Origin of the sequence: Ochrobactrum chromiisoli (genome assembly GCF_026241335.1) — a bacterium.
In the GTDB taxonomy this organism is placed as follows: domain Bacteria; phylum Pseudomonadota; class Alphaproteobacteria; order Rhizobiales; family Rhizobiaceae; genus Brucella; species Brucella chromiisoli.
The window spans coordinates 40,648-53,523 of sequence record NZ_JAPHAV010000002.1 but is presented as its reverse complement, the minus strand read 5'-3'; the positions used below and the strand labels follow the sequence as shown (position 1 = coordinate 53,523).

Here is a 12,876-nt window from a genome sequence, read left to right as displayed (position 1 = left end):
AATCATGTTTAAAGATCGGTACTTAACTCACAATTAGAATGATTCTAACTTATTGATTTTTAGAACATTTCCAAAACATAAAATTTGACAGAAAGCCCACAGACCCGTCATAACCTGACTGAAATGGGTGGGTTTATAAAGACTTGCTCAAGTTTACCTTTGATGTTCGGGCCTTTAACCCCTGCGATTGGAGGAACCTTTGTTTGGTTCAGAATGGCGACTTGTCAATATTGAAGTAAAAACACACGCCTTCCGTGGTAGTTTTTGTGTAAAAATAAATAACGAACAAAGCGCACCCTCCAGAATTGTGAATTCTATACAATCACAGCGCATTGCAGATACTGGAGTTTACTACTTATGTTAGTCTGCAGCTGCAATGTTATTACCGATAAAGACATCGAAGCTGTCGTTATAGAGCTTCTGGATGAGGATTGCTGGCGATTAATCGTCCCCGGAACTGTTTATAATGCCATGTCCAAGAGCGGCCGTTGCTGTGGCTGCTTCCCAAACGTCGTAGAAACGATCATAAGGGTGACTGAAGAATATCATCTTCGTCACAACCAAATGGACGAAAACGTGATCCAGTTCATGGATCGTGTGCGTTCTCTACGAGACAAATTCGGGAGTTCTTGGAATGAAAGGCGAACCAAAGGTCATAGAGCGGCTTAACGAGGCACTGTTTCTCGAACTAGGCGCTGTTAACCAGTACTGGTTGCACTATCGTCTGCTTAACGATTGGGGTTTCACGCGTCTTGCGAACAAAGAGCGTGCGGAATCCATCGAAGAAATGCAGCATGCGGATAAGATCATCGACCGCATCATCTTCCTTGAAGGCCATCCAAACCTGCAGACGGTCGCTCCGCTGCGCATCGGTCAGACTGTTAAGGAAGTTCTCGAAGCCGATCTGGCTGGGGAATATGATGCACGCACGTCGTACAAAAAGTCCCGCGAAATCTGCGATGAGCTTGGCGATTATGTTTCCAAGCAGCTTTTTGACGAGCTTCTGGCTGACGAAGAAGGTCACATCGACTTCCTCGAAACACAGCTTGAACTGCTTGGTAAGATTGGCGAAGAACGCTATGGCCTGCTCAATGCAGCGCCTGCTGATGCAGCAGAATAAATTCATCCGTTGAAAAAAGGGCGCTTCAAGCGCCCTTTTTTATTTGTTTAGAGCGCGTTTCGATCTGATTGAATCAGACCTGCGCTCTAAACGTTTTTAATTGAAGCGGAATCTTATCGATCCGCGTTTCACTCCGACAGGACTTATGCTTTATTGCGGCAGCTTGTCATCAACGCCTTCGACGTAGAAGTTCAGACCAAGCAAGGTTGCATCATCAGCCTGTTCGCCTTCCTTCAGCCAGACAGAGCCGTCCTGCTTCTTGATAGGGCCGGTGAACGGTTTAAATTCACCCGACTTGATCTTGGCTTCAGTTTCTTCCGCCATTTTCTTCACGTCATCTGGCATGTTGGTGTAAGGCGCCATCTTAACGAGGCCTTCCTTCATTCCCCACCAGATGTTCTGGCTTTCCCATTTACCATCAAGAACAGCCTTGGCGCGGTCGATGTAGTATGGGCCCCAATCGTCAACGATTGCAGTCAGCTGGGTTTCAGGACCGAACTTGATCATGTCGGATGCCTGACCGAATGCCTTGATGCCGCGCTCATGCGCAACCTGGATAGGCGCGGTCGAGTCGGTATGCTGCGTCAGAATATCGACGCCCTGATCGACCAGCGCCTTGGCGGCGTCAGCTTCCTTGCCCGGATCAAACCATGAATTGACCCAGATGACCTTAACCTTGAAATCAGGATTGACGGACTGTGCGCCGAGGATGAACGAGTTGATGCCCTGCACAACTTCCGGCACCGGTACCGAGGCAATATAGCCTGCAACACCCTTTTCCGACAGCTTGGCTGCGATCTGCCCCTGAATATAGCGGCCTTCATAGAAGCGCGCATTGTAAGCCGAAACATTGTCCGCGGTCTTGTAACCGGTCGCATGTTCAAACTTCACATCCGGATATTTGGCAGCAACCTTGATGGTTGGGTCCATATAGCCGAAAGAGGTCGTGAAGATCAGCTTGTTGCCCGCGCGTGCAAGACGCTCGATCGAACGCTCGGCATCCGCACCTTCCGGCACGTTTTCGAGGAAGGTCGTTTCAACCTTGTCACCAAGAGCTTTGACCATTTCCTTGCGGGCGACATCGTGCTGATACGTCCAGCCAAAATCTCCGGGAGGTCCGATATAGATAAAGCCGACTTTCAGCTTGTCTTCTGCATGTGCCGCTCCGCCAAGCATAAAACTGGCTGCGGTGGCAATCGCCAACAGCGTTTTTTTCATGTTCCCTGCACTCCTTGTTAGTACCCTCAAAACAAAACGGCAGGCCGTGGGAGCCGGACTGCCGTTCAAACGCATAATCACCTGTCCGGCACGAAAGGTTTGCCAAGCGACGCTGGCGTGTTCATCATCGTCAGGCGCCGGTTGCGTGAGATGATCACCAGCACCACGATCGTCGCGATGTAAGGCAAGGCCGATAAAAACTGCGATGGCAGGCCAAAGCCAAGCGCCTGAGCATGAAGCTGGCCAATGGTGACGGCACCAAACAGATAGGCACCGATCAAAACGCGCCACGGCCGCCATGAAGCGAACACGACAAGCGCGAGCGCAATCCAGCCACGGCCAGCCGACATATTCTCAACCCATTGCGGCACATAGACCAGCGAAAGCTGCGCGCCGGCAAGTCCCGCACAGGCACCGCCAAACAGCACGGCGAGATAGCGCGTGCGCACCACATGCACACCCAGCGCATGAGCCGAGCCGTGATTGTCACCAATTGCACGCAATTGCAGCCCTGCACGCGTGCGGAACAAAAACCACGTCACGCCAATGACAAGCAAAATGGAGATATAGAAGATCGGGTCCTGACCAAACAGAAAGCGACCGACATAGGGAATATCACTAAGATACGGAATGCTGATCGCATCAAGCCGCACGCCAGGCATGCCGACAAAGCTTTCGCCCAGCATGGCAGACGCGCCAATACCAAGAATGGTCAGCGCCAGCCCCGTTGCGACCTGATTGGTCACAAGCGTCAGCGTCAGAAATGCGAAAATGCCAGAAAACGCCATCCCGACAAAAATAGCGGCGAGCATGCCAAGCCATGCCGAGCCGGTGAACTGAGCCGCCGCAAAGCCGGAGACTGCGCCCATCAACATCATGCCTTCGACGCCAAGGTTGAGCACGCCGGAGCGCTCAACCACCAGTTCACCAAGGGCAGCGATGAGCAATGGTGTGGCAGCGGTTGCGATGGTAAGGAGGATAGCCTGTGTCAAATCCATTGATCACACCTTTCCTGCTGCGCGTCCCGCCACAAAGCGGATGCGATAGTGAATGAGTGTGTCACATGCGAGCACGAAAAACAGGATCATACCCTGAAAGACCCGTGCTGACTTTTCCGATATGCCGATGGCAACCTGCGCAGCTTCGCCGCCAAGATAGGAAAGTGCCAGTACAAAGCCTGCTGCAATCGCGCCAATCGGATTAAGCCTGCCAAGGAAGGCGACAATAATCGCTGTAAAGCCGTATCCGGGTGAAATCACAGGACGAAGCTGACCAATCGCGCCGGAAGTTTCCGCGATGCCAGCAAGACCGGCCAATGCGCCAGACAATGCAAACACGAAAAATACGAGTTTGCCGGAACTGAAACCTGCAAAGCGCCCTGCCCTTGGGCTTTGTCCGATAACCTTCACCTCAAAGCCTTTGAGTGTTTTGGCGAGCAAAAACCACACGATAATCGCGGCGACAATTGCGAAGATAAAGCCCCAATGCGCGCGCCCCGATGCGCTCCATATTTCCGGCAGCACGGCACTCGCATTAAATTGCCGTGTTTCAGGAAAATTATAGCCTTCGGGGTTGCGCCAAGGGCCGCGCACCAGCCAGTCGAGGAACAATTGCGCGACATACACCAGCATCAAACTGGTGAGAATCTCATTGGTGTTGAAGCGGACTTTTAACAATGCCGGAATGGATGCATAGGCAGCACCGCCCGCCATCCCCATCAGCATCATCAGCGGCAATACGATCCATAGCTGCAATTGAGGAAACATCACCGGCAGAATTGAGCCCGTAATAGCTCCGATGATAAATTGACCTTCTGCGCCGATATTCCAATTATTGGAAAGAAAGCAAACACACAGCCCGACCGCAATCAGGATAAGCGGCGTCGCCTTGACCAGAAGCTCATGCCAAGACCACACATCGAGCAACGGTTCAACGAAGAACACATAAAGCGCCTGAAACGGGTCTTTGCCCATCAGCGCAAAGGCAAGACCACCGAAAACCATCGTGAGCGCTAGTGCGAGCAGCGGTGAAACAGCGCTAAAAAGCTTTGACGGCTGTGGACGCTTAACAAGTTCAATCCGCATCATGCTGCTCCCGCCTGATCCGAGCCGGAAACGCCCCCCATCAGAAGGCCGATTTTTTCCAGTGTTACGTCCGCGATAGCCATCGGTTCGGAAAGTGCACCGTGATTCATGACCGCGATACGGTCACTAATTTCAAGCAGCTCATCAAGGTCCTGACTGATAACAAGCACAGCAGAACCGGAACGCGCCAGATCAAGCAAAGCCTGACGGATATGGGCTGCAGCGCCCGCATCCACGCCCCATGTCGGCTGGTTGACAATCATCACCGATGGAGAACGATCCAGCTCGCGGCCAATGATGAATTTCTGAAGATTGCCGCCTGATAAAGCTGAAGCTGCTGGGTTTTCAGCACTTTTGCGCACATCCATCGTCTCGATGATCCGCTTTGCGGCTGAGCGCAAGGCGCTTTCAGCAATCAGCTTCAGCTTGCCACCGCGCAAAAATACCTTCGCGTCAGTCTTATAACGCGAGAGAAACAGATTATCAGTCAGCGGCAGGGATGGCACAGCACCATGTCCCAACCGTTCTTCAGGCACAAATGCAGCGCCCATCAAGCGACGCTCATTGATGCCAAGCCTGCCTGCATCCTTACCGCGAATACGCACAGCCGATGCCGACGACTGGAGAAACTCGCCCGAAACCGCTTCAAAAAACTCACCCTGTCCATTGCCTGCCACACCTGCGATACCGACAACTTCACCCGCTTTCACCGAAAGAGAAATATTGTCTAGAGCGGTTGAAAACGGTCCGCGCGGCGCCTGCGACAACGATTTAATCTCAAGCAACGGTATGGACGCATTTTCAATGGCGTCAATCGGGCGGCGCGCCACAACCTTGATGTCGTTACCAACCATCATACGCGCCAGCGAGGCGGCTGTTTCCTGCCTTGGATCACAATGCGCAACCACCTTGCCGTGGCGCAACACCGTGGCGCGATCACAAAGGCGCTTCACCTCTTCCAGTCGATGGCTGATATAAAGGATTGACTTGCCTTCTGACTTGAGACGCTCCAGCGTTTCAAACAGGCGATCCGCCTCCTGCGGCGTCAGCACCGAGGTCGGCTCATCAAGAATGATCAGATCGGGCTCTTGCAGGAGACAACGCACAATCTCAATACGCTGACGCTCACCAACGGACAAATCACCAACATGCGCCTGCGGATCAATTGGCAATCCATAGGCCTTTCCAACGTCGTGCGCACGCTTTGCCACTTCCGATAATGGCAAGGAACCATCCAGTGAAAGGGCAATATTCTCGGCAGCAGTGAGCGAATCAAACAACGAAAAATGCTGGAAAACCATACCAATGCCCAGCTTTCTTGCTGTGGCGGGTTCGCTAATCGTTACGCGCTCGCCCTTCCAGACGATTTCGCCTTCCAGCGGCTGGAGCGCGCCGAACAACATCTTGACGAAGGTGGATTTCCCAGCCCCGTTTTCACCCAGAAGCGCATGTATTTCGCCTTCAGCAATGACGAGATCGACCGCATCGCAGGCTCTGAGCTGACCAAATACTTTTGTGAGCCGGCGGACATCAAGAAGAGGCCGGTCGGTTAAAGGCACTGACATTGTCTTTTTGTAGTTCCCCGAACTTATTTTTGAATGACCTTATCCAGCCGGACCGCAATTGGGAAGCCAAAAAGAAAATGGCGGAGCACATATGCACACCGCCGTTATATGCTTGCATCTATCCGATACTATGGGAGCAAGATGCTGGCGCCCGTTGTCTTGCGCGCTTCCAGATCTTCATGCGCTTTACGCACATCTTTCAGTGCATAGGACTGATTGATTTCGATCCTAACAGCACCACTTGAAACCACATCAAACAGATCGCTCGCCGTTTTTTCAAGATCAGCGCGCTTGGCAACATAGTTGAACAAGGTTGGGCGGGTCACAAAAAGCGATCCCTTCTGCGCCAGAAGACCAAGATCAAATGGCGGAATAACACCCGAGGACTGACCAAAACAGGCGAACATGCCAAGCGGTTTCAACACATCAAGCGAGCCCATATAGGTGTCACGACCCACGGAGTCATAAACAACGTCCACGCCCTCGCCGCCGGTCAATTCCCTGACACGTTCTACAAAGTTTTCTGTGCGGTAATTGATGACATGATCATAGCCATGCACCTTGGCGAGAGCGATCTTTTCTTCCGATCCAGCCGTGCCGATAACAGTTGCGCCAAGATGCTTGGCCCATTGCCCGGCAATCAGCCCGACGCCGCCTGCTGCCGCATGAAACAGGATTGTATGGCCAGGCTTTACAGCGAACGTCTGGCGCAAAAGATATCGCGCCGTCATGCCCTTGAGCATCATAGCAGCAGCAGTTTTCAGTTCGATATTGTCTGGAACCTTGACGAGGCGATCTGCGGACAAGATGCGCTCATCCGCATAAGACCCCGGTGTCGCAGCATATGCAACCCGGTCGCCAACTTTGAGCGTATCAACGCCGGAGCCAACAGCAACCACAATGCCTGCACCTTCGTTGCCGGGCGTGAAGGGCATCTGGGCGGCCTTATAAAGTCCGGTACGGAAATAGACGTCAATGAAATTCAGGCCAATCGCCTCATGGCGCACCTTTGCCTCACCCGGTCCCGGCTCGCCAATTTCGATCTGCTCATATTGCAAAACCTCAGGGCCACCTGTCTGGTGTACACGAATTGCATTGATCATCATGCTTCTCCGGCGCTGGTTTTCTTTGTATTTTCGGCCTGCTCAGCGGCAATAATCGCAGCAGTTCGTCCCAGATTGGGAAAGAACTGCATGATAGCGCCGATGAAATAAATATATAGCCCGGTCACTGTAATGCCGACGCGCACCCATAGCGGCGCATCCAGCATGTAATAAAGCCCCGCAGCACCAAATGCACACCACAGCAAAAAGACAGTGAGGTTGAGTGGGCGCAGCCGCGCAACACGCACCGGGTGCAGGAAGTTGATTGGCAGGAATGACAAAACAGCCGAAACGACGACAATGGCAAAGGCTTCCCATTCGCCTGGGCGAACAATAAAGAGCGTAAACACCACCATATTCCAGACAACCGGGAAGCCTTTGAAGAAGTTTTCCTTGGTTTTCATACCGGTGTCAGCATAGTAAATCGCGCTCGAGACAACGATAATCGCACCGGATATGAAGGACAGGTTCGTCCCCATAAAACCGCTCTGATAAAGTGCGAAGGCAGGTATCAGCACGTAGGTCACATAGTCGATGATGTTATCAAGCAACTCACCCGACCAGTTGGGCAGCACATATTTGACTTCAAGCTTGCGTGCGATGGGACCATCGATACCATCGACAAAGAGCGCCAGCCCCAGCCACCACCACATCGCGGTGTAGCGACCGTCACTTGCCGCAACAATAGACAGAAACGCCAGAAACGAACCGGACGCTGTGAGCAGGTGAACAGAAAATGCCTTGGCCTGCGGGGCTGTCACTTTCTTGGCTTTGAGTTTTCCGGTCAGTTTGCTTTTCACGCCGTTTGCCATTTCTCTTGATCGCCGCCTTCAATCTTCCAACAAGGCGTGAGGCAGCAGATAAGACTTCCAACGCGAGTGATCGGCGGAAGCCATGTTGTTGCATAAAGCTTTCCCCGAATAAGGCAAAAAGAGCAAGTAAGTCGTGAGACAAAACCGCCCTCATTCCACCAAAGAATGGGTTTTCACTTATGCAACAATGGCCTTTGCCCCTCGTTTGCGATTAAATGCGCTAAAACACGATGCGATAAGAATCGCTTTGGGCCTGAGTTTCTGGTCAAGGATAGAGCATTATGAATGACGTGGTTGTAGAAAAGCCCCTTACCGAAATCGTCATCAGCGGTGGTGGACCAGCCGGGATGATGGCAGCGCTTGCGCTCAGTGCGAAAGGCTACCGGACAGTTTTACTTGGGCCTGAAACAGACAAGGGTGATCGTCGCACCACAGCCCTCATGATGCCTGCCATTCGCTTTCTGGAAGATATTAACGTCTGGAAAGACATTGCGTCAAAAGCAGCCCCCCTTGCCTCCATGCGTATTGTCGATGCAACGACCCGGCTGATCCGCAGCCCCGCCGTGACTTTCCGCGCCGGTGAAATCGGTGAAATCGCCTTTGGTTATAACATTCCCAATGCAGCCCTGAACCAGAAGCTTGCGGAAGCGGTCGATAACAATCCCGCAATCAAACGCATTACCCAGCCTGCAATCGAATATCGCAACAATGGCGATCACATCACCATCACGCTTGCAGACGGTGATACAGTGCATACCCGTCTGGTCGTGGCGGCTGATGGGCGCAATTCGATGGCACGGGAAGCAGCCAGCATTCGCACCCGCCGCTGGGGCTATCCGCAAACCGCGGTTGTGCTTTCTTTTACACATGAGATCGAGCACCAGAATATCTCGACGGAGTTTCATACCGAAGAAGGCCCGTTTACGCAGGTGCCACTTCAGGGAAAACGCTCAAGCTTGGTCTGGGTGGTCAATCCGGGGCGTGCAGAAACTCTGATGGCACTCGATGATGAAACGCTTGGACAGCGCATCGAAAACATGATGCAGTCCATGCTTGGCAAGGTAACGATTGATATTCGTCCGCAAGCATGGCCACTTTCGGGAATGGTACCTGTTTCATTTGCGTCTAAGCGCACCATTCTCATTGGCGAGGCGGCGCATGTGTTTCCGCCGATCGGTGCGCAGGGGCTGAACCTTGGCACACGCGATGTCGAAACACTCGTCAATGCCATCGCACATGATCCCTCCGATCCCGGTTCAGATCGGGTGATCCGCGCCTATGATCGTGGTCGCCGCCCAGACATTCTGATGCGCACAGGATCAGTAGACGCACTCAACCGCTCGCTCCTGTCATCCATGCTACCAGCGCAGATTGCCCGCAATATCGGTTTGGAAATGCTGCGCTCGTTTGCGCCGTTACGGGCCTTTTTCATGCGCGAAGGTCTGCGTCCCGGCAGCGGCATTTCTCAGCTTTTGCCAAGGCTGCCAAAGATCTCCAATCGCACAAAAAGCATGGCAAAATAGTCAGCCATCTCAATAAGCGAACCTGAAACCTCCCGCAGCTTTAATTTAGCGCGCGGTGAACTACATATGTCTTATGAGTATAGCACCGATAAAGCACGCGAAGTTTCAAATCGGACAGGTGGTCCAGCATCGGCTGTTTCCTTTCCGCGGCATCATTTTTGATGTTGATCCGGAGTTTGCGAACACGGAGGAATGGTATGAATCCATTCCCGAAGAAACACGACCGCGCCGCGATCAGCCATTTTATCATTTGTTGGCGGAAAACTCAGAAGCCGAATATGTCGCCTATGTGTCCGAGCAGAACCTGATACCGGATTTGAGCGATGAACCGCTTCGCCACCCGATGATAGTGGATCTTTTCGACAAGCTTGAAAATGGGACGTATCGCGTGAAGCTGCACGCCAATTAGAGCATTCCCTGTCGAGATTGAATCATTGGAAATGCTCTAACTGTTTGTTTTCACGCATTGTTCAACGCAAAATCGCTACGTACTTTTGCTGGAAATGCTCTAAATTTCTTTGAAAATAGTAAGCCAGCAAAAAGGGCGCTATAAGCGCCCTTTTTATAGTTTATCAGCTTCGAGCAGTTTAGTTTGCTGCGCCTTTGGCTTTGTCCTGCTCAGCCTTCATCTTTTCTTCGAATTCCTTCTGGCGCTTTGCAACAGCGTCCTGAAGTTCCTTCTGGCGTTCTTCAAGTTCAGACTGCTTGAGGCCCGGACCGGTCAGCGCTGCCGAGAAACCAGTCAGTGCAACCGGAATCGGGTTCTGCTTGTTCTGGTAGTTGACTGACGTCAGCGTAACCTTGCTGCCCTTTTTGAGCGCATTGATCAGATCGTCGGAAAGCGGAGCTTCCGCAATGCAGCGATCCGGGAAGCAGATGCCGTATTCAAGCTTGGTTGGCTTGTTGTTGTCGATCTGCAAACCAACGCCGGCTGGGATCAGACGACCGATTGGAACAGTGACCTGAAAAATCTTACGATTAATCTTGCCCTTGATTTCGATGAGGTTGACGGCTGTCAAAAGCTGGCCTGAATCAGCGGTAACAATATTCTGCGTGTTGCAGATATCATTGTCTTCCTGCTTCGAGCACACTTTGAACCAGCCCTGTGGTGGCTGCTGCTGTGCGGCTGCAGGCATCGTCGCAGAAGCAAGCAGGGCGAACGCGCCAGCAAATGCAGATGCGGCAGCGATTGTCTTTGTGCTGGTCATGATCAACAGTTTCCTTCCAAGGCTTTGATCTTCCGTCTCTGGTTTGAGTCAGCGATAGACCGTCACTGATTTGAAAATGCGGCAACAGCGTGACCTTTGAGATTTATCATCCCAATCCGCGGTGGTGTTACAACGACTTCTTATTTTAATCCAGATGGTCACATACATTCGATGGACAGAATCGGCCATATTTTTTGTTTTATTCTGCACTGTCGCACACCGGACACGCTCTTAAGACACATAAGCTATCGGTTCATGCTAATTTCGCCACACGAATCGATATTTAAGACCTCTCGCTTATTTACAGTGAACCACTTAAGTTAAACGAGGACGCGAGAAAGTTGACTGGATTGTTTGCTCTTTTCCGCATCACAGCTTTAGCCAGCCTTATCGGCATGGGCGCATTCATTGCGCAGGCGCAGGCCGAATCCGATGCTGTAGCCGGTAATGCCCCCGACTATGCATTGTCGATGCATGGGGACGTAGCGCTTCCCGCAGACTTCACGCATTTTCCTTATGCAAACCCGGATGCGCCGAAAGGTGGTTCTCTTAGAATGGGCGTGGTTGGCACATTTGATAGCCTCAACCCATTTGTGCTCAAAAGCATGCGCACAACGGCGCGTGGACTGTTTAATGATGCCGATTTTGGCAACATGCTTTATGAAACGCTCATGCAGCGCTCACGGGACGAACCCTTTACCCTTTATGGGCTATTGGCGGAAAAAGTTGCAATCGACCCGGAACGCAAATGGGTGGAGTTTACGCTTAATCCAAAAGCCAAGTGGTCCGATGGTCAGCCTGTCACTGTGGATGATGTCATCTTCACCTATCAGATCCTGACGGAAAAAGGCCGCCCACCATACAACAACCGTATGAGCCGGATTGAAAAGATTGAAAAAACCGGCGAGCGCTCCGTGCGGTTTGTCTTCAATGATAAGTCAGACCGTGAATTTCCCTTGCTCATTGCCGGAACGATGCCGGTGCTTCCCAAACATGCAATTAACCCGGAAACCTTCGGCAATTCCACCCTGAAGGCACCTCTTGGCAGTGGGCCCTATATCGTGTCCGCTGTTCAGCCAGGCCAGCGCATCATTTACAAGCGAAATCCCAATTATTGGGGCAAAGACCTCGCATCGCAGCGAGGATTGAATAACTTCGATACCGTCAGTATCGAATATTATCGCAATGAGACGTCGCTGTTTGAGTCCTTCAAGAAGGGATTGCTCGACGTCTATCTCGAAGGAAATACATACAGGGAAGGAAATCCTCTTCACTGGCAGACCGCGTATAATTTTCCCGCGGCCAAAGAAGGCAGGGTTTTAAAAGAGAAGTTCGAAAAGAAACTCCCTGCAAATATTTACGGCTTTGTCTTCAATACCAGACGGGCGCTCTGGGCAGACCCCAGAGTGAGGCAGGCGCTTGCGCTTATGTTCGACTTTGAGTGGCTGAATAGGACCCTGTTTCTAAATCAATATGTTCGAACACAAGGATATTGGGACGGTTCCGAGCTTTCATCCGTTGGACACCCGGCCGATGCGGAAGAAAAACGCCTTCTTGCTCCTTTCCACAAGGCTGTAACGCCTGAAGCGATGGATGGAACATGGCGCGCACCGCAAACAGACGGAAGCGGCTATGACAGACGCCCCATGAAAGAAGCCTTTGAACTTCTACAAGCCGCCGGTTTCACCTTTCACGACGGAAAGGCTTTTGCGCCGGACGGCAAGGCCTTTTCTTTCGAAATAATGACTTTATCAGCCGATCAGGAAAAAATTGCCCTTGCCTTCAAACGCACGCTGGATCGACTGGGCATCATTGTAAACATTCGCACCCCTGATGACGCACAGTATCAACAACGCCTGCAAACCTTTGACTATGACATGATGCTCGGCGCCCTTACCAGCTCGCTTTCGCCCGGCAATGAGCAATGGCAGCGCTGGGGCTCAGGATCACGTAATGCACAGGGAAGCTTCAATTATCCCGGCGTTGCCGATCCGGCGGTCGATGCCATGATTGAAGCCATGCTTGTGGCCCGGACCCGTGCCGATTTCATCAGCGCAGTTCGTGCGCTCGACCGCATCCTCATTTCCGGCAACTATTATATTCCGCTTTATCATCAGCCTGCTCAATGGGTTGCGCGTTGGGATCGCATCGGACATCCAGACAAAACATCGCTTTATGGTTATCAGCTTTCCACATGGTGGCAGGTCACCAAATAACGTCGATTGATAAGACCGTAATTCATC

General features: G+C 52.0%; 12 protein-coding genes. 5 read left to right on the top strand and 7 right to left on the bottom strand.

Annotated elements, in window-relative coordinates:
* The first annotated feature begins 357 nt into the window (after window positions 1-357).
* Both OPR82_RS06970 and bfr read left to right on the top strand, forming a co-directional pair.
* A complete protein-coding gene (locus OPR82_RS06970) occupies window positions 358-669 on the top strand; it encodes a (2Fe-2S)-binding protein (protein ID WP_265983945.1) in 312 nt (103 codons plus the stop codon).
* Window positions 635-1,120: a bacterioferritin gene (gene bfr, locus OPR82_RS06965; protein ID WP_265983944.1), complete on the top strand. Its 486-nt coding sequence runs from the start codon at window positions 635-637 to the stop codon at window positions 1,118-1,120. The genes OPR82_RS06970 and bfr overlap by 35 nt, the downstream gene beginning before the upstream one ends.
* 150 nt (window positions 1,121-1,270) lie before the next feature.
* Here bfr and OPR82_RS06960 read toward each other — a convergent pair whose 3' ends face one another.
* The 6 genes from OPR82_RS06960 to pcsA form a co-directional block, all read right to left on the bottom strand.
* Window positions 1,271-2,338 (bottom strand): BMP family ABC transporter substrate-binding protein, encoded by a 1,068-nt coding sequence (locus OPR82_RS06960; protein ID WP_265983943.1) that lies wholly within the window; start codon window positions 2,336-2,338, stop codon window positions 1,271-1,273.
* 77 nt (window positions 2,339-2,415) lie between these two features.
* Complete coding sequence (locus tag OPR82_RS06955) at window positions 2,416-3,336, bottom strand: ABC transporter permease (protein WP_265983942.1); 921 nt, start codon at window positions 3,334-3,336, stop codon at window positions 2,416-2,418.
* Window positions 3,337-3,339: 3 nt separating this feature from the next.
* Window positions 3,340-4,422: an ABC transporter permease gene (locus OPR82_RS06950; RefSeq protein ID WP_265984463.1), complete on the bottom strand. Its 1,083-nt coding sequence runs from the start codon at window positions 4,420-4,422 to the stop codon at window positions 3,340-3,342.
* Window positions 4,422-5,987 (bottom strand): ABC transporter ATP-binding protein, encoded by a 1,566-nt coding sequence (locus OPR82_RS06945; protein WP_265983941.1) that lies wholly within the window; start codon window positions 5,985-5,987, stop codon window positions 4,422-4,424. The genes OPR82_RS06950 and OPR82_RS06945 overlap by 1 nt, the downstream gene beginning before the upstream one ends.
* Window positions 5,988-6,115: 128 nt before the next feature.
* Window positions 6,116-7,090, bottom strand: a complete 975-nt coding sequence (locus OPR82_RS06940; protein ID WP_265984462.1) for a quinone oxidoreductase family protein — start codon at window positions 7,088-7,090, stop codon at window positions 6,116-6,118.
* Window positions 7,090-7,902, bottom strand: coding sequence for a phosphatidylcholine synthase (gene pcsA, locus OPR82_RS06935; RefSeq protein WP_265983940.1), 813 nt, complete (start codon window positions 7,900-7,902; stop codon window positions 7,090-7,092). Before pcsA ends, OPR82_RS06940 begins: the two co-directional genes overlap by 1 nt.
* A gap of 281 nt (window positions 7,903-8,183) precedes the next feature.
* Between pcsA and OPR82_RS06930 the strand changes: the two genes are divergently transcribed.
* Window positions 8,184-9,425 (top strand): UbiH/UbiF family hydroxylase, encoded by a 1,242-nt coding sequence (locus OPR82_RS06930; RefSeq protein WP_265983939.1) that lies wholly within the window; start codon window positions 8,184-8,186, stop codon window positions 9,423-9,425.
* Between the two features lie 73 nt (window positions 9,426-9,498).
* The gene (gene hspQ, locus OPR82_RS06925) at window positions 9,499-9,834 is read left to right on the top strand and encodes a heat shock protein HspQ (RefSeq protein ID WP_265983938.1); all 336 of its coding nucleotides are present in this window, start codon (window positions 9,499-9,501) and stop codon (window positions 9,832-9,834) included.
* Window positions 9,835-10,012: 178 nt separating this feature from the next.
* Here the strand turns inward: hspQ and OPR82_RS06920 are convergent, their stop codons facing one another.
* Window positions 10,013-10,633 (bottom strand): invasion associated locus B family protein, encoded by a 621-nt coding sequence (locus OPR82_RS06920; protein ID WP_265983937.1) that lies wholly within the window; start codon window positions 10,631-10,633, stop codon window positions 10,013-10,015.
* A 395-nt stretch (window positions 10,634-11,028) separates the two neighbouring features.
* On the opposite strand from OPR82_RS06920, the gene OPR82_RS06915 reads away from it, so the two are divergent.
* Complete coding sequence (locus OPR82_RS06915) at window positions 11,029-12,849, top strand: extracellular solute-binding protein (protein ID WP_265984461.1); 1,821 nt, start codon at window positions 11,029-11,031, stop codon at window positions 12,847-12,849.
* Window positions 12,850-12,876 lie beyond the last annotated feature (27 nt).